The sequence below is a fragment of the Bradyrhizobium sp. 23AC genome (assembly GCF_054863025.1).
Genome location: NZ_JAVAYN010000037.1, coordinates 1 through 19,710, shown reverse-complemented (window position 1 = coordinate 19,710; position 19,710 = coordinate 1). Strand labels below are relative to the sequence as shown.

Annotated in this window: 24 protein-coding genes; 12 read left to right on the top strand and 12 right to left on the bottom strand. The window is 65.0% G+C overall.

Annotated elements, in window-relative coordinates; all coding sequences use genetic code 11:
• The first annotated feature begins 71 nt into the window (after positions 1-71).
• The 4 genes from RAD10_RS40360 to RAD10_RS40345 are packed head-to-tail and all read left to right on the top strand — an operon-like array spanning position 72 to position 4,423.
• Positions 72-956, top strand: coding sequence for an IclR family transcriptional regulator (locus tag RAD10_RS40360; protein WP_461621814.1), 885 nt, complete (start codon positions 72-74; stop codon positions 954-956).
• 1 nt (position 957) lies between these two features.
• A complete protein-coding gene (locus tag RAD10_RS40355) occupies positions 958-2,154 on the top strand; it encodes a CaiB/BaiF CoA transferase family protein (RefSeq protein ID WP_461621813.1) in 1,197 nt (398 codons plus the stop codon).
• Positions 2,155-2,196: 42 nt separating this feature from the next.
• Complete coding sequence (locus tag RAD10_RS40350; protein WP_461621812.1) at positions 2,197-3,183, top strand: Bug family tripartite tricarboxylate transporter substrate binding protein; 987 nt, start codon at positions 2,197-2,199, stop codon at positions 3,181-3,183.
• A gap of 19 nt (positions 3,184-3,202) precedes the next feature.
• Positions 3,203-4,423 (top strand): ABC transporter substrate-binding protein, encoded by a 1,221-nt coding sequence (locus RAD10_RS40345; RefSeq protein WP_461621811.1) that lies wholly within the window; start codon positions 3,203-3,205, stop codon positions 4,421-4,423.
• Positions 4,424-4,453: 30 nt separating this feature from the next.
• Here the strand turns inward: RAD10_RS40345 and RAD10_RS40340 are convergent, their stop codons facing one another.
• From RAD10_RS40340 to RAD10_RS40330, 3 genes are all read right to left on the bottom strand, one after another.
• Entirely contained in the window at positions 4,454-4,720 is a 267-nt protein-coding gene (locus tag RAD10_RS40340; RefSeq protein WP_461621810.1) for a hypothetical protein, read from the bottom strand.
• Positions 4,721-5,503: 783 nt separating this feature from the next.
• Positions 5,504-5,995 (bottom strand): SRPBCC family protein, encoded by a 492-nt coding sequence (locus RAD10_RS40335; protein WP_461621809.1) that lies wholly within the window; start codon positions 5,993-5,995, stop codon positions 5,504-5,506.
• Positions 5,995-6,384, bottom strand: coding sequence for an ArsR/SmtB family transcription factor (locus RAD10_RS40330; RefSeq protein ID WP_461621808.1), 390 nt, complete (start codon positions 6,382-6,384; stop codon positions 5,995-5,997). The genes RAD10_RS40335 and RAD10_RS40330 overlap by 1 nt, the downstream gene beginning before the upstream one ends.
• Positions 6,385-6,758: 374 nt before the next feature.
• Here RAD10_RS40330 and RAD10_RS40325 point away from each other — a divergent pair, with 374 nt between their 5' ends.
• Positions 6,759-7,820: a serine hydrolase gene (locus RAD10_RS40325; RefSeq protein WP_461621807.1), complete on the top strand. Its 1,062-nt coding sequence runs from the start codon at positions 6,759-6,761 to the stop codon at positions 7,818-7,820.
• 80 nt (positions 7,821-7,900) lie between these two features.
• On the opposite strand, the gene RAD10_RS40320 is transcribed toward RAD10_RS40325, so the two are convergent.
• Positions 7,901-8,725: an outer membrane protein gene (locus RAD10_RS40320; protein ID WP_461621806.1), complete on the bottom strand. Its 825-nt coding sequence runs from the start codon at positions 8,723-8,725 to the stop codon at positions 7,901-7,903.
• 275 nt (positions 8,726-9,000) lie between these two features.
• The gene (locus tag RAD10_RS40315; RefSeq protein ID WP_461621805.1) at positions 9,001-9,705 is read right to left on the bottom strand and encodes an SDR family oxidoreductase; all 705 of its coding nucleotides are present in this window, start codon (positions 9,703-9,705) and stop codon (positions 9,001-9,003) included.
• 115 nt (positions 9,706-9,820) lie between these two features.
• Between RAD10_RS40315 and RAD10_RS40310 the strand changes: the two genes are divergently transcribed.
• Positions 9,821-10,663 (top strand): GNAT family N-acetyltransferase, encoded by an 843-nt coding sequence (locus RAD10_RS40310; RefSeq protein ID WP_461621804.1) that lies wholly within the window; start codon positions 9,821-9,823, stop codon positions 10,661-10,663.
• A gap of 3 nt (positions 10,664-10,666) precedes the next feature.
• Here RAD10_RS40310 and RAD10_RS40305 read toward each other — a convergent pair whose 3' ends face one another.
• Complete coding sequence (locus RAD10_RS40305) at positions 10,667-11,113, bottom strand: hypothetical protein (protein ID WP_201759649.1); 447 nt, start codon at positions 11,111-11,113, stop codon at positions 10,667-10,669.
• Between the two features lie 286 nt (positions 11,114-11,399).
• On the opposite strand from RAD10_RS40305, the gene RAD10_RS40300 reads away from it, so the two are divergent.
• On the top strand, positions 11,400-11,681 hold the full coding sequence (locus RAD10_RS40300; protein ID WP_461621803.1) for a hypothetical protein: 282 nt from the start codon (positions 11,400-11,402) through the stop codon (positions 11,679-11,681).
• A 54-nt stretch (positions 11,682-11,735) separates the two neighbouring features.
• On the opposite strand, the gene RAD10_RS40295 is transcribed toward RAD10_RS40300, so the two are convergent.
• From RAD10_RS40295 to RAD10_RS40270, 6 genes are all read right to left on the bottom strand, one after another.
• On the bottom strand, positions 11,736-12,029 hold the full coding sequence (locus RAD10_RS40295) for a hypothetical protein (protein ID WP_461621802.1): 294 nt from the start codon (positions 12,027-12,029) through the stop codon (positions 11,736-11,738).
• A gap of 12 nt (positions 12,030-12,041) precedes the next feature.
• Positions 12,042-12,473 (bottom strand): curlin, encoded by a 432-nt coding sequence (locus tag RAD10_RS40290; RefSeq protein WP_461621827.1) that lies wholly within the window; start codon positions 12,471-12,473, stop codon positions 12,042-12,044.
• A gap of 69 nt (positions 12,474-12,542) precedes the next feature.
• Positions 12,543-12,953, bottom strand: coding sequence for a curlin (locus tag RAD10_RS40285; RefSeq protein ID WP_104461088.1), 411 nt, complete (start codon positions 12,951-12,953; stop codon positions 12,543-12,545).
• Positions 12,954-12,979: 26 nt separating this feature from the next.
• On the bottom strand, positions 12,980-13,372 hold the full coding sequence (locus RAD10_RS40280) for a curlin (RefSeq protein WP_461621801.1): 393 nt from the start codon (positions 13,370-13,372) through the stop codon (positions 12,980-12,982).
• Between the two features lie 123 nt (positions 13,373-13,495).
• Positions 13,496-13,897, bottom strand: coding sequence for a curlin subunit CsgB (locus RAD10_RS40275; RefSeq protein ID WP_461621800.1), 402 nt, complete (start codon positions 13,895-13,897; stop codon positions 13,496-13,498).
• Between the two features lie 177 nt (positions 13,898-14,074).
• Positions 14,075-14,722: a response regulator transcription factor gene (locus tag RAD10_RS40270; RefSeq protein ID WP_091957232.1), complete on the bottom strand. Its 648-nt coding sequence runs from the start codon at positions 14,720-14,722 to the stop codon at positions 14,075-14,077.
• A gap of 615 nt (positions 14,723-15,337) precedes the next feature.
• On the opposite strand from RAD10_RS40270, the gene RAD10_RS40265 reads away from it, so the two are divergent.
• The 5 genes from RAD10_RS40265 to RAD10_RS40245 form a co-directional block, all read left to right on the top strand.
• Entirely contained in the window at positions 15,338-16,765 is a 1,428-nt protein-coding gene (locus tag RAD10_RS40265) for an efflux RND transporter periplasmic adaptor subunit (protein WP_461621799.1), read from the top strand.
• Complete coding sequence (locus tag RAD10_RS40260) at positions 16,762-17,487, top strand: ABC transporter ATP-binding protein (RefSeq protein ID WP_461621798.1); 726 nt, start codon at positions 16,762-16,764, stop codon at positions 17,485-17,487. The genes RAD10_RS40265 and RAD10_RS40260 overlap by 4 nt, the downstream gene beginning before the upstream one ends.
• Positions 17,484-18,707 (top strand): ABC transporter permease, encoded by a 1,224-nt coding sequence (locus tag RAD10_RS40255; RefSeq protein ID WP_461621797.1) that lies wholly within the window; start codon positions 17,484-17,486, stop codon positions 18,705-18,707. The genes RAD10_RS40260 and RAD10_RS40255 overlap by 4 nt, the downstream gene beginning before the upstream one ends.
• 51 nt (positions 18,708-18,758) lie before the next feature.
• Positions 18,759-19,070 carry a response regulator transcription factor gene (locus RAD10_RS40250; RefSeq protein ID WP_097668596.1) on the top strand — a complete coding sequence of 104 codons (312 nt, stop codon included), beginning with the start codon at positions 18,759-18,761 and terminating at the stop codon, positions 19,068-19,070.
• 443 nt (positions 19,071-19,513) lie between these two features.
• The coding region (locus RAD10_RS40245; RefSeq protein ID WP_461621796.1) for a hypothetical protein at positions 19,514-19,710 on the top strand (197 nt) is incomplete at its 3' end.

The window sequence follows — 19,710 nt, the reverse complement described above, 5'->3', positions numbered from 1 at the left end:
CATATCGGACAATTTCCCCATTCTTGCCGAATCTATTGGACAGAAGCGATTTCGCCGTCTGATATTCGGGGATGGCCCTGAGAGACTCATCCAAACCGCGACATCCGCTCTCCTCCGCCGCCGCAGTGCTGGCGGAGAGTGTCGATGACGCCGCCTTCGCGACGACACTGGCAAAGGGACTCGTCGTGCTCGAGGCGTTCAAGGCCGGGAGCACGCTGCTGGGTAACATGGAGCTGTCGGCGCTGACGGGCATCCCGCGGCCGACGGTGGCACGGCTGACGCACACGCTGGCCGAGCTCGGCTACCTCCGCTACGACGCCGAGCGCGCCAAGTACCGCGTCGCTGCGCGGGCACTGCGGATCGCGCATCCTCTGCTTGCCGGAATGCAATTCCGCCAGATGGCGCGGCCCATGATGCAGGAGCTGGCGCTTAGCGTCCGCGGCACGGTCTCGATCGGCCTGCTCGACGCGACGTCGATGATCTATGTGGAGACCGCGCGCTCCGGCGATGTCGGACCGCACGCGCCGGACATCGGCATGCCGATTCCCGTGGTGATGACCGCCATGGGACGCGCCGCGGCGGCGACTTTGCCGCCGGCCGATGCAGACCGGCTCGAGCGGAACATCGGTGCTGAAGACCCCGAGCTGTGGTCGGCCTTCCGCGACAAATACCGGGCCGGGATCGCGCAATGCAAAAGCCGGGGCTTCTGCACCTGCTGGGGCGAGTACATGGCCTCCATCCATGCCGTCGCCGCGCCGCTGTTTCACGCCAGCGAATCGAGGCAGTCGTTCTCGATCAATTGCGGCATCCCCGCCTTCCGGCTCCAGCCGGGACAGCTGGAAGGTGAGATCGGTCCGCGCATCGCGGCGCTTGCCGACAGCATCCGCACCATCGTCGGGCAGCCAGAGTCCGCGCCGCCGCGCAAGACCAAGAAGATCACAAGCGCCGGAAAATGACATGGCTGGACCGCTCGAGGGACTGAAGGTTCTCGACATCGCGACGATCATTGCAGCGCCGTTCGCCGCCACGCTGCTGGCCGACTACGGCGCCGAGGTGCTCAAGATCGAGATGCCCGGGAACGGCGACGGCGTAAGGTCGTTTCCGCCGTTCAAGGACGGCAAGCCGCTGTGGTGGAAGGCCGCCAACCGCAACAAGAAGTTTGCCACGCTCGATCTGCGCACTGGGGAAGGACTTGCGCTGTTCAAGCAGCTGCTTTCGCGCTTCGACGTGCTGATCGAGAATTTCCGTCCGGGAACGCTCGATCGATGGGGCTTGCCTAAGGAGGTGCTGTGGTCGATCCAGCCGCGCCTCGTGATCCTGCGCGCCACCGCCTTCGGGCAGGATGGACCTTATCGCGAGCGACCCGGCTTCGCCCGCATCTTCGAGGCCATGGGCGGGCTCACCTACATCACGGGCGAGAGCGACGGCGAACCGACCCATCCGGGATACCCGATCGGGGATTCGATCGGCGGCCTATTCGGCGCCGTCGGCGTGCTCGCGGCGCTGTGGAAACGGGCGCGCGACCCGAATGCGCCCGGCGAGGAGATCGATCTTTCGCTGACTGAGGCGACCTTCCGCCTGCTCGACGTTCTCGCCATCGAGCACGACCAGCTCGGCACCGTTCGCAGCCGGATCGGCAATGCCAACGGCTATTCGGCGCCGGCGGCCGTGTTTCGCACCAGCGACGATCACTGGGTGACGCTGGCAGGTTCGACCAACGCGCTGTTTGCGGCGAACTGCCGGGCGATCGAACGGCCCGACCTGATCACCGATCCGCGCTTTTCCAGCAACGACCGGCGCGTCAGGCACGCCGCCGAACTCAACGACATCTTCGCCGGCTGGTGCGCCGCCCATCCCCTCGACGAGGTCCTCGCGCTATTCAATGCCGCGCAGGGAACGCTTGCTCCGATCTATTCGATCGACCAGATCGCCGACGACCCGCAAGTGAGGGCGCGCGAGGTGATCACCCGCGTTGCCGACAAGGATTTCGGCACGGTCGCCATGAGCAATGTCGTTCCGCGCTTCACCAATGATCCCGCGCGATTGCGTCACGCCGCCGGCGACGTCGGCGAGGACAATGACGAGGTGTTTCGCAATTGGCTCGGCCTTTCGGACCAGGAGATCGAAAGGCTCACCGCGCGAAAGGTGAACTGAAATTAACAAGAAGACCAACAATAAAAAGGGAGGAAGAAAACAGTGACATCATTCAAGGTCACACGCCGAACCCTGCTGGGCACGCTCGCAGGCGGGCTCGCCGCCGGCTCAGGCCTGACGGTGCAGGCCGAGGATGCATGGCCCTCGCGCATGGTGCGGCTGATCTCGCCCTACGGGCCCGGTGGCTCCAACGACATCTCGTTGCGCCTGCTGGCCGAAGAGTTCGGCCGCAATCTCCGTCAGCAGTTCATCGTCGAGAACAAGCCCGGTGCCGGCACCCGCATCGCCAATGACATGGTCGCCCATGCCCCGGGCGACGGCTACACCCTTCTCTATGTCGCGGCCCCCTACGCGACCGCCGAGGCGCTGTTCGGCAAGCTGACCTATGACCGCAAGGATCTGCAGCCGGTGGCGATGGTCCTGGTCGCGCCGCTCTTCCTCATCATCAGCGCCGACGCGCCGTTCAAGACGCTCCCCGAGCTGATCGCCTACGGCAAGTCGAAACCGGATGGGCTGACCTTCGCCTCTCCGGGCGCCGGCTCGCAGCCGCACCTCGCCGGAGAGCTCCTGTTTCGCGACGCCGGCGTCAAGGGTCTCAACATTCCGTTCCGGGGCGATGCCGCCTCCTACACCGAGCTGCTCGCCGGCCGCGTCGATGCTACGCTGACAGCGCTGCCGACCGCCCTGCCCTACATCCAGAGCGGCAAGTTCATCGTGCTCGGCGTCGCCTCGCCCGAGCGCAGCGCGCTCTACCCGCAGGCGCCGACACTGCGCGAGCAGGGTTTTCCCAACGTGGCTGCCGCCGGCTGGTACGGCTTCATGGCGCCAGCCACGACGCCGCGCGCGATCGTCGACAAGCTCCAGGCCGAAGTCCTGCGCGCGCTCGCCGAACCCGGGATCAAGGACAAGCTGACCGCCCAGGGCCTCGAAGTGCGCGCCGGCACCGCGGCCGAGTTCGGCCAGTTCATCGACGCCGAGACCCAGAAATGGACCAAGCTGATCCGCGATGCCGGTCTCAAGGGCGAATGACAATCGAGAAGGACCGGACATGACAAGCTTTGTTCTCAAACACATCGCGGCCTCCGCGCTGCTTCTCGCGCTGTCGAGCGCGGCAGCGCAGGCGCAGAAGAAATACGATGCCGGCGCGTCCGACACGGCGATCAAGGTCGGTCAGACCGTGCCGCTCAGCGGCCCGGCCTCGGCCTACGCCGTGATCGGCAAGACCCAGGCCGCCTATATGAGGATGATCAACGACCAGAGCGGGGTGAACGGCCGCAAGGTCGAGTTGATCCAGTATGACGATGCCTACTCGCCGCCGAAAACCGTGGAGCAGACCCGCAGGCTGGTCGAAAGCGACGAAGTGTTGCTGACGTTCCAGATCATCGGCACCGCGCCGAACGTCGCCGTGCAGAAATATCTCAACGCCAAGAAAATCCCTCAGCTGTTTGCCGCGACCGGCGCTGCGCGTTTCACCGATCCCAAGAACTTTCCCTGGACCATGGGCTTCAACCCCTCCTATCTCGTCGAGGGCCGCATTTACGCGCAGTATCTCCTGAAGAACCATCCGAACGCGAAGATCGGCGTGCTCTACCAGAACGACGATCTCGGCAAGGATTATCTCGCCGGCCTCAAGGCCGGCCTCGGCGACAAGGCGAAGATGATAGTGGCCGAGACGTCCTATGAGATCACCGAGCCGACGATCGACTCGCAGATCCTGCGGCTGAAGGATGCCGGCGCCGACGTGCTGTTCAGCGCCACCACGCCGAAACAGGCGGCGCAGGCGATCAAGAAGGTCGCCGAGATCGGCTGGAAGCCGCTGCACATCATCGACATCAACGCCTCCTCGCTCAGCGCCGTGCTGAAGCCGGCGGGTCTGGATAATTCCAAGGGCGTCGTCAGCGTCGGTTACGTCAAGGATGCCGCCGATCCCGAATGGAAGGACGATACCGGCATGAAGCGCTACCTCGCCTTCATGGCGAAATACTATCCCGACGGCGACAAGGATTCGAACCTGAACGTCTATGGGTACATCACGGCCCAGCTGCTGGTTCAGGTGCTGAAGCAATGCGGCGACGACCTCACTCGCGACAACGTGATGCGGCAGGCCGCCAGTCTCAAGAACGTCGAGCTCGACCTGACGCTGCCGGGGATCTCGGTCACGACCACGCCGACCGACTATCGCGTCAACAAGCAGTTCCAGATGGTGCAGTTCGACGGCCAGCGCTGGCAGAAGCTCGGCGACATCGTGACGGACGAAGCGAAGGAGTGAGGCAGTGTGAGCAGAGCGTCGACGCGGCGCTCATTGCCCTCCAGCGAGGCGGCTGCCGCTGCGGATGACATCGTCGCGTTGGTCGACATGGCGCTGATATTCGGAGATCGCGCGATTGGCCATCCGGATCCGGTTCGTCTGCCCCTCCTCGACCATCATGGTGATGCGCTGCGCCAGGAACACGCAGGCCGCGAACTCGTCGCTGATGGCGCCCGTCCGCGTGAGAAAGTTCCAGGCGATCTCATAGGCCTGCTCGGCGGCGGGGTTGCGGTAGTCGCTGAAGATAATGTGCGTCATCACCGGCAAAGCCGCAGGCGGGCGATCGTTCCTGTGGTCCCTTCCTACCTCCCCCTATCACGGGCTGCATGAGTCCCCGATGGATGTCCGGTCTCTGGAACGAAATGCACTTGCGCTGGCAGACACATTCCGACGCTGGGTCGTAGGCCTCCAGTTCGATGCACCCGGAACGTCTTGCGCAGGAACGGTTGCTGTCGCGCGTGATTGGTCCGTCATGTGCAACAGGAGACGCAACATGCGTAAGACAATTCTGACGATCTTCACAGCAGCCGTTCTGGCTGGTGCTTCAGTCGGCGCAGCGGTCGCACAAGGTGCCGGCGGTGGTGCCGGGGGTGCGGGTGGTGCGGGAGGTGCAGGCGCCGGTGGGGCGGGTGCCGGAGGGGCGGGTGCCGGAGGGGCGGGTGCCGGAGCGGGAGCAGGTGCTGGTGCAGGCGGCAGCGGCGCTGCCGGAGGAAGCGGAAGCGCTGGAGACGGCTCAGGCGGCGGCAGTGGCGGAATCACCCATACGCAACGTGGCGGACAGGGCGCGTCCAGCGCTCCAGGCATGCGCAACGAGACCACTCCGCCGACGAGCGGCACCGCACCGCGGCGCTAGCGCATGATCCGGAAAAGTGTGCGGCGGTTTCCGAAGAGATCATGCTCAAATGATAAATAGAGCGCGATGACGATTCATCCTGATCTCATCGCGCTTCAGTTGCCTCGTCGATCGCCCTCTTCGGAAACCGATCCATCGAGGTGTACGAAAGCGGTCCCGGCGAATCCTTCGCCGGGACCGCTTTGTCTTCACCGCTTCATGCCCGCCACATAGGCCGCCAGCTTGTCCAGCGTCTGGTAGCCATATTCGACGGCGCCGAAGCCGATCATGCCATCGCGCTGCGCGGTGCTCGAGGCCAGCTGGCGCATCATCAGCACGGTCTTGCCATTGCTCTGCTCGGCAAAGGTGACTGTGAAGCGGAACATGCCGGGATCCTCGTCCTGGTCAACGCCGTGATCCATCTCCATCAGCTGCGGCCGCTCGATGCGGCGAAAGCGCATGCGGTTCGGATAGACCGTGCCGTCGGGGCCGATCATGTTGAAGCGCCAGACGCCGCCGACGCGTACGTCGATCTCGAAGGTCTCGACCTTGAATCCCTTCGGTCCGAACCATTGCGGCAGGTGCTTCGGGTCGGACCACGCCTCGAACACCAGATCGCGCGGCGCGTCGATCACGCGCGACATCACGATCTCACGGTCGAGCGACCATTGCGACAGAGCGGGATTGGCAGAACTCGTCATCACTCAGTACCTTTCCGTTTGGTTGTTCGGGACGGCCGCCTGGCGGCCGCCCGCTCCTTCTCTTTCTTGAGCTTCATCACGTAGGCTTCGAACCGGTCGAGCCGCGCCTCCCAGATTGCGCGCTGCTGCTGGAACCAGTCCTCCGCACCGAGCAGCGCATCCGGGCTAAGGCGGCAGGTGCGCACGCGGCCGGATTTCTCCGACAGCACGAGCCCGCTCGTCTCCAGCACATGGATGTGTTTCATGAAGCTCGGCAGCGCCATGGCGAAGGGATCGGCGAGCTCGCCGACGGAGGCCTCGCCGGCGCACAACCGCATCACGATCGCCCGTCTGGTGGGATCGGCGAGCGCTGCGAAGACCTGATCGAGGCGGGGCGATTGGTTAGCCATGAAGCTAACTATACACGGGCCAACGGCGGACGTCAACAATTGTTAGCCGATCGGCTCAGTTTTGTAGCCCGGATGGAGCGCAGCGCAATCCGGGATCGTGCCACGAACGACGCCCGCCCCGGATTTCGCTGCGCTCCATCCGGGTTACGGTACTGCGAGCCTCGCGATACGGAACCCACAACGCGCAATTGTGAATTGGGCCCCAGGGCGCTTGCCGCTAAATGAGACCGGGGGCACCATTGCATCGTTCGTCAGGGCACGTGCCGTCTTTTGCCTCATCATCATCGTTCACCCGGCGGGCGCTCGCCCGGGCCGCGCTTGTTCCCCTCGCGATCGGGCTGGGCCGGCCGCCCCGCGCCTTGGCGGATTCCGACATGATCGCGCAGATGCGCGACATCGTCGCGAGCGAGCTGGCGCCGACCGTAACGCCCGACCATGCGGGCGGCCTTGCCGCCGCCCTCTATGCCGGACGCCATGTCGAGTTCTTCAACTACGGTCTTGCCGATGATGCCGCCAAACGGAAGGTGACGCCGGACACGCTGTTCAACCTCGCGTCTGTAAGAAAACCGTTCGAAGCGACGCTGGTCGCTCTCGGTACGCTCCGCGGCGAGCTGCGGCTCGACGAACGCGTCCCTAAATATCTTCCCGAGCTCGACGGCGAATACATCCGCCGCGTCAGCGTCGGCGAGCTCGTCACGCACACCTCGGGGCTGTTGCTGCCGACCGACCATCCGCCCTGGCCGAACGATCAGTTCACGCGCGAGCAGTTCGTCGCCATGCTGAACGCCTTCGCGCCGGCGCCCGGCGTCGCACCCGGCCGGCAGCGCATCTACACCCACGCCGGCTACGTGCTGCTTCAGCTCGTGCTCGAGCGCTGCTACGGCATGCCGATCGGTGCGCTGATCCAGTACCGCATTCTGCGCCCGCTCGCCATGGACGCCAGCTTCATCCCCGAGCGCGGCGCGGACAATCGCGCCGTCATGGACGGGGCCTGGACGCGGCGCGTGGTCCAGGGCTATTCCGACCAGGGCACGGCGATCGGCCCAATCGGCGATCAGCAGAGCTATTTTGACTTTCCCGGCACCGGCCAGATGTTCTCCTCCGCCCGGGATCTTGCCACCTTCGCAGCGGCCTGCGTTGACGGCCGGACGATCGATCCGCATTTGCGCGAAGCGCTGCGGATGACGCAGCGTGAAGTCTTCCGCGTCGACGACAAGTTCGGACAGGGCATGGCCTGGGAGAGCGTGCGTCTGCCGGGCGTCACTGTCATCGACAAGCCCGGCGGCCTCAACAATGCGTCCGGCTATATCGGCCTCGTTCCGTCGCGGCGGATCGCCATCGTCCTGCTCGCCAACCGCGGCGAGTACCCGCACGAGATCGCGCGCTACAAGATCCTGCCCGCGCTGGCGCATCTGCTGCCATTGCACGCAGGCTGAGCTTCACAACAGAAAGCCTTTTCACAACAGAAAGCCCCGGCCAGGCCGGGGCTTTCCACGTCAGGATCGGAACGGGATGCTCAGTATCTGGCGACGACCGGTCCGCCGAACTTGTAGTTCACGCCGACGCGCACGATGTTCGACTTGAGATCGACCGAATGGGTGAAGGTCTGGGCCGGCAACGGCACACCGACGTTGAGATTGTTGCTGGTCATGCTGCTGCGGCCAAGATCGACGTAAAGATATTCGGCCTTCAGCGACCAGCCGTTGCCCACGGCGTACTCACCGCCGACGCCTGCTGTCCAGCCGACGCGGGTGTCGCGGATCGCTCCGGACTCGGTCGCGCCAGCAAAGGTGTCGGTGAAGCTGAAGTTGCCCCTCACCTCGGCGATGGCGGCGCCGCCGGTGGCGTAAATCAGCCAGCTCGGCGTCGCGAGGAAGCCGATGCGGCCGCGAATGGTGGCGAGCCAATCGGCCGAGACCGACGAATTGACGGTGAAGGTGGTCGGCGCGCAGCAGGGATACACGGCCGTGCTGCTCGCGCTGCCCTTGAAGCCGAAATAGTTGATGTCACCCTCGAGGCCGAGCACGGCGTTGTTGACCTGCCAGTTGTAGCCGGCGGTGAAGCCGCCGGTCACACCGGAGCTGTTGATGTGTTGGGCGCCGACCGTCCCGATGGCGGTCACGCTCGAATCCGCGAAATAGGCGGCCACCGGAAACAGCGTGGTGGTGGCGGGGTTCGCGCTGCCCCACTGCCCGCCGACATTGCCGCCGACGTAGAAGCCGGTCCAGCTATAGACTGGCGCCATCACCGGCGCCTTGGTGTAATGCGCCGCGAGATCGGCCGCCTGAACGGATGCGGTGCCCAGGACAACCGAGGCAGCCGCCAGCAAAAACTTCTTCATTCCAGTCTCCTTGCCCCACGCGATTGACCTCGCGTTTCGAATGCGCGCAGGTAAAAGGCAACCGGCGCAGTTAGGGCATAGGGCCGGCGCCGCTGCTCGTCTTGGGCTGCGGCGCAGTTCGCAAGGACTGTGACGTAGTGTGCGCCTCAGATCGTGCGAACGGATGGCGGGTGTGACCGAGGAGCCACGCCTGATCCATCATCAGCGGCGCGCGACGCACCGCCCGTGTCGCATCACGACAAGGCCGCCAGAAACGCGATTCGAGACTGCGCGCTTCAGACCGAGCGCGTCAGCCCGCCATCGACGCGGATGTTCTGGCCGGTGATGTAAGCCGCGCCGTCGGAGGCCAGGAACGAGACCGTCGCCGCGATCTCCTCGACCTTGCCGTAGCGCTTCATCGGCACGCTGTCGCGGCGCGCGTCCAGCTGCGGCAGGCTGTCGATCCAGCCCGGCAGGACGTTGTTCATGCGGATGTTGTCGGCCGCATGGGTGTCGGTGAAGATCTTGGTGAAGGCGGCAAGGCCCGCGCGGAACACCGCCGAGGTCGGGAACATCGCGCTGGGCTCGAACGCCCAGGCCGTCGAGATGTTGATGACGGCGCAACCCTTTTGCGCCTGCATGATCGGCGTCACCAGCCGGGTCGGGCGGATCACGTTGAGCAGATAGGTGTCGAGGCCGGTGTGCCACTGCTCGTCGGTAATCTCCGTGATCGGCGCGCGCGGCCCGTGGCCGGCGCTGTTGACGAGCACGTCGATGCGTCCCCACTTCGCCATGGCGCCGTCGACGAGGCGCTTCAAATCGTCATTCTCCTTGTTGGAGCCGGTGACGCCGAGCCCGCCGAGCTCGGCCGCCAGCGCCTCGCCCTTGCCGGAGGACGACAGGATCGCGACGCGAAACCCGTCCGCCGCCAGCCGCCGCGCAGCCCCTGCCCCCATGCCGCTGCCGCCGGCGGTAACGAGCGCAACCTTCTCTGCTGCCATGACCGATCATCCCTTCAGTTGAGGCGAGCCGCAGGCTCGGCCTATCATGAGGCCTTCTACAGCCAGACCTGTCGGCAGGTCCATGGTCGAAGGCATCCATCATGAGCAACCCGAGATGAGTGATTTGCTGATCCGCAATCTCCGCCCCGATGAGATCTCCCTCGCCATCGACTGGGCCGCGGCCGAGGGCTGGAATCCGGGCCGAGCCGATGCCGCCTGCTTCGCGGTTCCCGACACGCAAGGCTTCTTCGTCGGCGAGATCGATGGCGAGCCGGTGGCGACCGTCTCCTGCGTCAATTACGACGACCGCTTCGCCTTCCTCGGCTTCTACATCGTGCGCGATAGTTTTCGCGGCGCGGGCCATGGCCTGCGCATCTGGAACGCGGCGATCGCGCATGCCGGCGCGCGCGTGATCGGGCTCGACGGCGTCGTGGCGCAACAGGACAATTACAGGAAATCCGGCTTCCAGCTGGCCTATGCCAATATCCGCTATGGCGGCCTCGTCACCGCGCGCTCGAGGCCGCCCACTGACGTGGTTGCGCTGAACACGATTCCGTTTGCGCTTGTGGAGGCCGACGATGCCACCGTCTTCCCGGCCCGGCGCAGCGCCTTCCTGCGCGCCTGGATCGATACATCAGGCCATGTCGGCCGCGCCCTCGTGCGGGACGGCAAGCTCGCCGCATGGGGCGTGATCCGGCCCTGCCGGACCGGCTGCAAGATCGGCCCGCTCGTCGCCGACGACCGCGCGGCGGCGGAGGCGATCGTGCAGGCTTTGCTTGCGAGCGCCGATGTCGGCGAGATCTTCCTCGACGTTCCCGCCGTCAATCGCGAGGCGATCGCGCTCGCGGAAGCACTCGGGCTCAAGCCGGTGTTCGAGACGGCGCGGATGTACACGGGAGCGATCCCGCCGCTGCGCATCGACCGCGTCTTCGGCGTGACCAGCTTCGAGCTAGGCTAAAACTCAGTAGCAGCGCGTGATGTTGACGGTGTGCTCGCTGCCGCCGCGGCCGGGCACCGTCACCTGCTCCGTCGGGCAGCTCGGCACATAGGGCCGGTCGGACGGCACCACGTTCGGCGGGAAGCGATGCGACCAGTCCCACGGGACATCATAGGTGTAGGTGTAGCGCACGTCGGTGGAGACCGGCTGCCCGGCATCGCCGAAGGGCTGGCTGTAGCCGGCGCCGTCGTAGAAGAACCCGCCGCCGCCCGGCCAGTACACGAAGGGGTTATTCCGCCGGTGGAACCGGGCTCCCGGCCCCATCGGCGCACGCGCCATCGCGCCGGAAGGCGCAGCGGTCACCCCATGCGGCGCGGCGCCGCCGGGTCTGGCAAAACTGTCGCTGGGGCTAAGGAGCAGCGCGGCTGCGCTGAGCGAGGCGAATAGCGCCGCATGGGATCTGGACATCATGATACGCACCAACTCGTTTGGCTTAAGCGATAGCGGCTCCCCGCCGCTACGCTAGGCCGGGCCGTCGCCCACCCGCAAACGTATAATTAATTATTGGTTAAGGCACGGGCTTAACCGGGGAACAGGTGCGGCAAGACGCCCGGTATTCTCGGCCCTTCCAGCCACTTCGTTCCACGGCCTTCGCTTCATAAGCAGTTGATCGGAGTTGATCGCTCCCGCCGAACACGTCTCGGAACGCTCCCGCAGTGCAACCGTTGGCCCCCGACACGAGCAAGGAGCATCTCCAATGCAGAACAAGTCAAAACTCCTGTGCCTGATCACGGCATCACTCGTCGCCGGCACTGCGGCTGCCTCGGCACAGGGCTATGATTGGAACGGGCCGCGCGTGGGGTGGGACCGCACCGCGCCCTCCTACGAGCCGGTTCAGCCGCGCGCGTATTATCCTGATGTCGCGGGGCCCTATGGCGCGCTCAACGGCACCAACCATCCAACCCCGAGCTCGACGCAGGGCGACGTCGGCCCTGACGGCAACAACAACGGCACGCTGACCGGCGGCTATCGCTGGTAAGGCCACTCACGGCGAGGCCCGCCGTCCTTTCGCGGGACGGTGGGCCTTCGTGCGTCAACGGCCCTGCTGCTTGCGCAGCCAATCGAGCATGTCCTGTATGTTTTCCTGCGCGTTGCCGATGCCCTGTGTCACGATGGCGGTGTTGCCGCCGCTGCGCCGGTACACCGTCGTGCGCCCGGGCTCCTTCTCGATTTTGACCTCGGCCTGCGCGGGATCGCCGCTCTGCGTGATCACCGACGTGCCGTTCTCGTCCTGGACCACCGTGGTGTGACCGTCGCCGGCGCCGGCCGGCGCCGTCGCGACCACGCTCATGAGTCCTATTCCGGATGCGAGCAGGAGCAATCTCATGTCACACCTCCATCATCGGCTGAACTGAAAGATCGCCAGCCAGTTGAAACGCCCGAACTGCCTAACCGCTCCCGTATTCATGTCTCCGATCTGGAGCAGGAGCGCGTTGGTGGAATTGCCGATCTGGGTGATCTCGGCGGTGTTGCTCGCACCGGATTGGCCGATGATCGCATTGGTGGTGCCGCCCACCTGGATCACATTGGCATAGTTGCGCGTGCCGTTCTGGATGATGGTCGCATCCACCGTCCCGGTGCCGCCGATCTGGATCACCCGCGCGATATTGATGCGGCTATTCTCTTCGATCGTCACGGGCTGAACATTGTCGCCGAACTGCACGACGGTTTCAATGGTCACATTCCGGTTCGTCACGCTGCGCTGGACCGACCCGGCGCTCGCCTGCGTCGCCGTGCCGATGGCGGCGAGCATCGCCGCCACGGCCAACACGTGCCTCAACATCTGTCCGCATCGCATCGCGTTTCCCCCGTTCTCGACACCGGCGCGTTCGCTCGCGCCTTACGGGCCGGTCTGGACGATCGTCGAGGCGTTGATCGCGCCGAATTGCGCCACCGTGCCCGCATTCATCGTGCCGAGCTGCGATATCAGGCTCGTCGCCGACTGGCCGGTCTGACCGACGAACGCGAGATTGTTCGTTCCGGCCTGACCGATCGATGCGGAATTCGTTCCGCCGAATTGCAGGACGCCCGTGGCATTGTTGGTGCCGTTCTGCGTCACTGTCGCGCTGGTGCTGCCGCCGATCATGAACACGCCCGCCATATTGAGCTGACTGTTCTGGTTCAGTACCACGGGCGGCCCGCCGACAGAGACGATGGTCTTGATGTCGGCGGTCTGGGCACCGGCTGATCCGGTGCCCGCCGAGCACAGAGCGAGCAAGACGGCGCCCGCGCGTCCCAAATGATGTTTCATGACATGCCTCATCGCTTCGGGTCTGCTCACGGAGCCTGCTGGATGATCGTCGAGCCGTTCAGGATTCCGAGCTGACCAACTCCGGCGGCATTGTTCGCACCGATCTGGCCGATCAGGCTCGAGTTGAAGCCGCCGACCTGGCCGGCCAGCGCGGTGTTGGACGCCGTCGCGGTCGTGCCGCCCTGCCCGATCACCGAATTGTTGACGGTCAGGAGCGAGCCTGTCTGCAAGGTGGTCGCCGTATTGGTGGCGCCGAACTGCATCGTCGTGGCGTTGTTGCTGGTGCCGCCGCTCTGCGAAATGAACGAAGTGTTGGTCGTTCCGAATTGCAGCACGCTGGCGGTGTTGCCGGCGTTTGCATCGGCGGCCGTCAGCGCACCGAGCGCCACGACCGTTGCAATGAAATAGGTGATCCGCATGTCATTTCCTTCCGCGACAATGGGCGGGCCATCGCAATTGATCGGCCGGCCGGATTGCGGTGCATTCGAGAATGGCGCGGACGCAACCGCAACTGGATGCGTCCGGCCAAACGGGGCTGTGAGTCAGTGCGCCGTCTGCGAGACGGTGCTGCCGTTGACGCCGAACACGCTGAGCTGGCCGACGCCGGCGGAGTTGTTCTGCAGCGCGGGGGGCCCGAACGAGTTCTGGGTGATCGCGCTGGTGTTGTTGCCGAACGCCACCTGGCCGGTGGTCGCCGAGTTCTGCACGCCGACCTGGTTCACCGTGCTGCCGTTGTTGAGCGAGGCAGCGCCGGTCCCCTGCATCGTGGACGCAGTGTTCACGATGCCGAGCTGGCTGGTCGACGAGCTGTCGTTGGTGAGGCCGTTCTGCGTGACGGACGAGCCGTTCACGACGCCGACTTGCACCGTGGTCGAGGTGTTGGCGGCCTGCGCCGCGGAGGACAGGGCGAACAATGCAACGGAAGCAAAAAACAATTTACGCATGGAGTATCCCTTTCTGACCAAGTTGTCTGACTGAGTATGGATGCCGTCTTGGAAGAGGCCGACATCGTAGGGATACTGTGAACCGATCGTGGCCTGCGCGACAGACTGCAGTTCATGCTAATCGGTACGGACTAGACGTTGCGCGAGATGTCGGCGAATCGAAGCGCAGAAAAGCTGCTATCCCGCGCCGGCGCGAATCGTCTCGGCTTCGCGCCCCATGCTGTCGATCAACCGCACCACTTCGATCGGCGTACGCAGCTCCAGCTTTCGCATCATCCTGGCGCGATGGACCTTCGCCGTCACTTCGCTCACGCCGAGCCTCGCCGCGATCTGCTTGGCCACCAGCCCTTCGGCCATCAGCAGCATGATCTCGCGCTCTCTCGCCGTCAGCGTCTCGACGCGCTGGCGGGCTTCACGCACGATATCCTCGCGTTCCAGCCGCCTGCGGTCGCGCTCGATGCCGTGCCTGATCGCATCGAGGATCTCCTGCTCGCGAAAGGGTTTTGGCAGAAACTCGACCGCGCCGCGCTTCATGGCCTCGACCGAGACGCGGACGTCGGAATGGCCGCTGATGAAGACGATCGGGATGGGCACGCCCGTCTCGGCGAGCCGGCGCTGAAGCTCGAGGCCGGTCGGCGACGTCCCGGGAAAGCGGACGTCGAGCACGAGGCACGACGGCCCGGGCGAAATACTTTCCGCGAGGAACTCTTCCGTCGAGGCGAACAACTTCACCTGGTGTCCGGTCTCCTCGCAGAGATTTCCGATCGCAGTTCGAATCTGAATCTCGTCGTCAACGACATAAACTATGGCTTGACCTGAAACCATTGCAACGGACTCCCCGGCTTGGATCTCGATGAGCAGGCATCGAGCCATCCATTCTTCTTGCAAGCGCAGACAAGGTGCTTGGGTGAATTCGCGGGGGCCGGGCGAAGCGCATCGGTCCACCGGTTCGACGTCTTAGAGCCAACACCCGCTCGTGACGAGTGAAGGCGTTCACATATCGGGCTTCGTGATCGGAGGGAATTGAGCGCGCCTCCGTCCGCATCGCGGCGGAGTGCGATATCGAGAATGCGGCAAGCCGGTGTCGTGGAGTCCGGTCGCGTGATCGCGGTATTGCCAACTGCATCATGGCATCGCCACTCATGTGCCGAGTCGAACGCCGGGCGCCGGCCGCTTTCGGCCGGAGCAGACGGGACGTTCAGTCAGCTAATCGAGTTCGATACCGCGCGCGTCATATCGATACGCTTCGTATGCATCTCCAGCAAATCACGAAAAGTCGCACCCCCGCGCTTTACTTCTGGATCATCAGGCGCACCCGACCGACGCCCCGACGAGAACGACATACTGACGATCGATACTACCTTAGATGATTTACAACCATAGCGAGCTTGCCATTTTTTCCTGACGTAACGAAGCCATTTCAGCCAGGCGGGTTTTGATATGCGATTTGTGCCAGCAATTGCCTTGCTCGGAACTGCATGCAGCCTCGCCGCAGTCACCACCGTGGGGCCGGCCGTCATCACCGGCGCGACCGGGAGGGCTGCGGACAAGGCGGCGCACGCCTTGGAATCGACCAGGCGCCTGCTCGTGCCCGCCGGGCGTGAAGCTCCGACATTCGGATCCGATTCGCCCGTGTTCCGCTACGCCTCGATCCAGCGCGGCAGCATCGAGCAGACCGTCACGGTCACCGGTGCCCTGCAGCCGGTCAAGACGATCGAGGTCGGTTCCCAGCTGTCCGGACAGCTCGCCCGGGTCTATGTCGATTTCAACGACACCGTCACCAAGGATCAGCCGCTCGCCTTGATCGATCCGCGCAGCTTCGCAGCCAAGGTCGACGAAGCCAGGGCCGCCCTTGCCGTCTCCAATTCGCTCGTCGACATCGCCCGGGCCAAGCTCGATCGCGCCAGGATCGACCTGCAAAACGCCAGAGGCAGCCGCGACGTGCTCGCCGCCAAGCTCGAGAGCGCTCAGGCGGTCAAGACCTCGGCGCAGAAGACCTTGCAACGGAAGCTGGCGCTGCAGTCGCAAAACGTGGTGGCGACGACGACGGTCGACGACGCGCAGACCGAGTTCACCGCACGCCTCGCCCAGGAGCGCGAGGCCGAGATCCTGATGTCCCTCAACTCCTATTCGGTGGAGGGGGCCCAGGCCGACGTCCGCCGGATCGAGGCGGAGCTGCAACAGGCACGAATGGCTGTGCCGGAGAAGGCAGCCGTTCTCGCCGCGGCCCAGGCCGATCTCGACCGCACCGTGATCCGCTCGCCGATCAACGGCGTCGTCGTCGGCAGGTTCGTCAACGAGGGCCAGACGCTCGCGGTCGGACTGGAATCGCGCACCACCTTCGTGGTCGCCCACCGCCTGGAGGACATGGAGATTCACGCGCAGGTCGACGAAGCCGATATCGGCCGCATCGCCCCCGGCCAGCGTGCCCATTTCACCGTGGATGCCTACCCCGACCGCCGCTTCGAGGCGGTGGTGCGGCAGGTGCGCAAGGCGCCGCAGACCCAGCAGCACGTCGTCACCTACACCGTGGTCCTTGCGACCTCCAATCTCGACGGCGCGCTGCTCCCGGGAATGACCGCCCTGGTGAAGATCGTGATCGAGCGGCAGGACGATGTTCTGAAAGTGCCGCTCGCCGCACTGCGCTTCCAGCCCTCCGGCACGCGGCAGGATCCTGCCGCACGCAGCGGGGTGTGGGTGCGCACCGCAAGCGGCTCGCTCCAGCGCATCGCGGTGACGGTCGGCGCGGCCGGCACCGAACAGGTCGCCCTCAAGAGCGGAGACCTCGACGAGGGCAGCCAGGTTGCCGTCGGCCAGGCCATCCGTCCGGCGGGCATGGAATTTCTCGGAATCAGGTTCGGATCATGACCGCCTCCCCGCCGCTCATCAGCCTCCAGTCGGTCGGCAGGACCTATCGCACCGACGGAGTGGCCGTCACCGCCGTCCGCAATGTCAGCTTCGACATCGCGCAAGGCGAGATCGTCGCCGTGATGGGTCCGTCCGGCTCCGGAAAGTCGACGCTGATGAACATGATCGGGTTGCTCGACCTGCCGAGCGAGGGCGCGGTCTATCTCGAAGGGGCCGATGTCGCCGATCTCTCGGAGGATCGCCGGTCGTCCCTGCGCGCCCGGAGCATCGGCTTCGTGTTCCAATCCTACAATCTGCTCGCGCGCCACAATGCGATCGAGAACGTCGCGCTGCCGCTGGTCTATTGCGGCATCGGTCGCAGGGAACGCTTGGCGCGCGCGGAAGCGAGCCTTCAGGCCGTCGGCATGCTGCACCGGGCCCATCATTTTCCGCGGCAGCTCTCCGGCGGCGAGCAGCAGCGCGTCGCGATCGCGCGCGCCCTGATCGCCTCCCCGCTGATCGTGCTCGCCGACGAGCCGACCGGCGCACTCGACAGCCGTACCGGCGCCGAGATCCTGGCGCTGTTCGCCGCGCTCAACCGCACCGGCCAGACCATCGTGATGATCACGCATGATCCCGGCATCGCGGCTCAGTGCCGCCGCACGATCCACCTGCATGACGGCGAGCTCGTCGCTGACGAGACGCCGGCTCCGGCCCTGCCGAAACGGAGCGCTGCGCCATGACGATGTTCCAGGGATTCCAGATCGCCCTGCACGCCCTCAGGCTCAATCCGCTGCGCAGCTTCCTCACCATGCTCGGCATCGTGATCGGTGTCGCCTCCATCGTGACGGTGTTTGCGATCGGTTCCGGCGCGCAGCTGCGCCTGCAGGAACAGATCCGCTCGATCGGCGCCAACGTGCTGATGATCACCCCCGGCGCGGTCTACCAGGGCGGCGTGCGTCTCAAGGACGGAAGCAAGCTGACGATGACGGAGAGTGACGTGCAGGCCATCCTCGAGCAGATTCCGGAAGTCCAGGCCGCGGCCGGCTCGATCGCCGGAACGGCGCAGGTCATCCACGAGGGCAAGAACTGGAATACGACGATCAACGGCACGACGACCGGGCATTTCATGGTGCGCGACTGGCAGCTCGCGACCGGCCGGTATTTTTCAGGCACCGAGGAGGCCGGAGCCGGCAAGGTCGTGATCCTCGGCAGCACGGTTGCACGCGAGCTGTTCGCTCCCGGCGACGACCCCATCGGTGCGCAGATCCGGATCATGAAGGTCCCGTTAGAGGTGGTCGGCGTTCTCGATCGCAAGGGACCCGCACAGGACGACGTCGCCTTCGTCCCGCTCGCCACCGCCAAGCTGCGCTTTCTCGGCAGTGCCAGCAACATCAATCGGGATTCGGTTGCCTACATCATCGCCAAGGTGGCCGGCGACGGACAGATGGCGGGGGCGCGATCGGAGATCGAGAACCTGCTGCGGCAGCGCCACCGTGTCCCCGCCGGCCAGGAGGACGATTTCAAGGTCCAGGATCCGGCGGCCGCCATGGAAGCGCAGCAGGGAGCGATCCGCACCGTCGCGCTCCTGCTGGTCGCCATCGCCTCGGTCTCGCTGCTCGTCGGCGGCATCAGCATCATGAATGTCATGATCGTGTCGGTCACCGAGCGCACGCGGGAGATCGGCATCCGCCGCGCGCTGGGCGGCCGGATGCGGGATATCCGCCTGCAATTCCTCTGCGAGGCGCTCGTGCTCTGCCTGCTCGGCGGAGCCATCGGCGTCGCCGGCGGCGTCACGCTCTCGATGACGGTCGCCCGTATGGCAGGATGGGTCACCTCGATCGACGGCCAGGCGATCGGCCTTGCCCTCGCCTTCTCGATCGCGACCGGCCTCATCTTCGGTTTCTATCCCGCGCACAAGGCGTCCAAGCTCAGCCCGATCGAGGCGCTCAAGACGGAGTGACAACATGCTGGGAGTGGCCACATCAACCCGCAGTCCAGGGAGCAGCCAGCCATGAGCCGAGATCCGCAGGACTCGATTACACCGACGCCGCGCGAGCGCGAGCTGATGATGTTGATCGCACGGGGAATGCAGAACAAGAATATCGCCTACGAGCTCAAGATCTCAGAGAATACGGTGCGGGCGCATATCGGCAACATCATGCGCAAATACCGGCTTTCGAACCGAACGCAGATCGCGATCGTGTTTACCCTGCACGCAGCGCCATCCTCGCTACGCCGCGATCTCGCCAGGGTCGGCCATCCTCCAACGGCGACAAAGCCCGCGCAAGCCCCTGCACCACGGGTGCAGACCGCGACGGATTGAACGTCCCGGCCACAATCCCTTGCGTTGCCCGTCAGGCAAAACACGCCAGCAATGGGTCAACGCGCGGAGGCGAAAATATTCCACTTTACCGAAATTCGGAAATGACGTATGTGTCGCGGCAACCCGGCCCAAGGAAGAGGGGCGTATCGCGATCGTCACGAACGCGGGCCGGGCGGCGGTGGACGCAGGTGACATCGGCGCGAAAGGCTTCGCAGGGCGGAGAGCCGTGAGCGAAGACCTCGCGCACACGACCGGTGTGATCGGCGTACGGTAAAATCGTGTCGTCCTGGCGCCCGGGGTCTGTGCGCCAAGTCTTGTGGTGATGGGTGCCGTCCAACCGGACGCACGCATCAGCCATCCGCAAGGCGACGGGGGCAATAGTGCAACGCTCCCCGGGGAGAGCACGACATAAGCCGTAAGCCCACTGCGCAGGGAAGGCCGGGATGTCCTGGCTACACCTGTATGCCGCTGTGCAAACTTCTTACTCCAACTTCGCACAGTGGACCTCGGGTGCCAGCGGGCTCCCGGTCTTCCCTGCGCCCTCTTTCAATTATGAGGGTGACGAGATGAAGCAAAGCTCGGGCGAGATGAGCCGCGAGAATGACGAACTATGTCTATCGTTGAACCAAGCTCTCGTGCC

Bases quoted from the DNA above. Each gene is read 5' to 3' on its own strand.
- RAD10_RS40360 (WP_461621814.1), top strand. From the start codon at position 72: ATGGCCCTGAGAGACTCATCCAAACCGCGACATCCGCTCTCCTCCGCC.
- RAD10_RS40355 (WP_461621813.1), top strand. From the start codon at position 958: ATGGCTGGACCGCTCGAGGGACTGAAGGTTCTCGACATCGCGACGATC.
- RAD10_RS40345 (WP_461621811.1), top strand. From the start codon at position 3,203: ATGACAAGCTTTGTTCTCAAACACATCGCGGCCTCCGCGCTGCTTCTC.
- RAD10_RS40340 (WP_461621810.1), bottom strand. From the start codon at position 4,720: ATGACGCACATTATCTTCAGCGACTACCGCAACCCCGCCGCCGAGCAG.
- RAD10_RS40335 (WP_461621809.1), bottom strand. From the start codon at position 5,995: ATGACGAGTTCTGCCAATCCCGCTCTGTCGCAATGGTCGCTCGACCGT.
- RAD10_RS40330 (WP_461621808.1), bottom strand. From the start codon at position 6,384: ATGGCTAACCAATCGCCCCGCCTCGATCAGGTCTTCGCAGCGCTCGCC.
- RAD10_RS40325 (WP_461621807.1), top strand. From the start codon at position 6,759: ATGATCGCGCAGATGCGCGACATCGTCGCGAGCGAGCTGGCGCCGACC.
- RAD10_RS40320 (WP_461621806.1), bottom strand. From the start codon at position 8,725: ATGAAGAAGTTTTTGCTGGCGGCTGCCTCGGTTGTCCTGGGCACCGCA.
- RAD10_RS40315 (WP_461621805.1), bottom strand. From the start codon at position 9,705: ATGGCAGCAGAGAAGGTTGCGCTCGTTACCGCCGGCGGCAGCGGCATG.
- RAD10_RS40310 (WP_461621804.1), top strand. From the start codon at position 9,821: ATGAGTGATTTGCTGATCCGCAATCTCCGCCCCGATGAGATCTCCCTC.
- RAD10_RS40305 (WP_201759649.1), bottom strand. From the start codon at position 11,113: ATGATGTCCAGATCCCATGCGGCGCTATTCGCCTCGCTCAGCGCAGCC.
- RAD10_RS40300 (WP_461621803.1), top strand. From the start codon at position 11,400: ATGCAGAACAAGTCAAAACTCCTGTGCCTGATCACGGCATCACTCGTC.
- RAD10_RS40295 (WP_461621802.1), bottom strand. From the start codon at position 12,029: ATGAGATTGCTCCTGCTCGCATCCGGAATAGGACTCATGAGCGTGGTC.
- RAD10_RS40285 (WP_104461088.1), bottom strand. From the start codon at position 12,953: ATGAAACATCATTTGGGACGCGCGGGCGCCGTCTTGCTCGCTCTGTGC.
- RAD10_RS40280 (WP_461621801.1), bottom strand. From the start codon at position 13,372: ATGCGGATCACCTATTTCATTGCAACGGTCGTGGCGCTCGGTGCGCTG.
- RAD10_RS40275 (WP_461621800.1), bottom strand. From the start codon at position 13,897: ATGCGTAAATTGTTTTTTGCTTCCGTTGCATTGTTCGCCCTGTCCTCC.
- RAD10_RS40270 (WP_091957232.1), bottom strand. From the start codon at position 14,722: ATGGTTTCAGGTCAAGCCATAGTTTATGTCGTTGACGACGAGATTCAG.
- RAD10_RS40265 (WP_461621799.1), top strand. From the start codon at position 15,338: ATGCGATTTGTGCCAGCAATTGCCTTGCTCGGAACTGCATGCAGCCTC.
- RAD10_RS40260 (WP_461621798.1), top strand. From the start codon at position 16,762: ATGACCGCCTCCCCGCCGCTCATCAGCCTCCAGTCGGTCGGCAGGACC.
- RAD10_RS40255 (WP_461621797.1), top strand. From the start codon at position 17,484: ATGACGATGTTCCAGGGATTCCAGATCGCCCTGCACGCCCTCAGGCTC.
- RAD10_RS40250 (WP_097668596.1), top strand. From the start codon at position 18,759: ATGAGCCGAGATCCGCAGGACTCGATTACACCGACGCCGCGCGAGCGC.